The organism is Streptomyces alkaliphilus (assembly GCF_014141535.1).
GTDB lineage: Bacteria > Actinomycetota > Actinomycetes > Streptomycetales > Streptomycetaceae > Streptomyces > Streptomyces alkaliphilus.
On sequence record NZ_VKHT01001616.1, the window covers coordinates 1 to 624 of the forward strand.

Below are 624 nucleotides of genomic sequence, written 5' to 3' on the forward strand. Positions count from 1 at the left end.
GGGCTGGGCGCTGCGGGTGTAAAGCCAGGTCAACCCGTGAAGGTGACGGCGTTGCTCGCGGTGTCGAACAGCGAGTGTGTTCACCCGTGCGGCGTGGTGGAGGATGTCCCCGTTTCCGAGGACGGTGACCTCGAGCCTGCCGTCCACCATCCGGGCCAAGGCCTCACGCAGACGCTCGGCTTCTTCGAGGAGCAGGTGGTCGGTGGTGTCGAGGTCGTCGGCGGCCGAAATGACCATGTGGGCGATCTTGCGCAGCGGGTCGTGCGTCTCGTGACGCGTCACCAGCTCATCGATCGAAATACCGAGTTGTTTCTCGACCACGGTTGATCCGGCCGATGGTTCCGAGGTCTTCCGCGAAGGGGTGGGCACGTGGTCCTTTCCGGGTGGGGGAGGAGATGGTGGACGCCACGCCCGGGGAGCGTCGGAGAAACGTGTCCGTGGGTCCCGGTCCCACTCCACGATCCGGCCCCGGGTGGGTCCGTGGCCGGTGAGGTGGATGACCTCGATGCCGGTGGGCCGAAGGACGTAGGCCCAGCTCAGGTCACCGTCGAAGGCGTTCCTCTCGTTCACCGGCGCCCCTGCCCCCGGTTGGCCGGAAGCGGCTGGCGGAGAGGGTGCCAGGGG

Annotated in this window: 1 pseudogene; it reads right to left on the minus strand. The window is 67.6% G+C overall.

Annotation, left to right across the window (positions count from 1 at the left end):
- Positions 1-570 (minus strand): annotated as a pseudogene (locus FNQ90_RS25970) (hypothetical protein); the annotation flags it as partial.
- Positions 571-624: the final 54 nt, after the last annotated feature.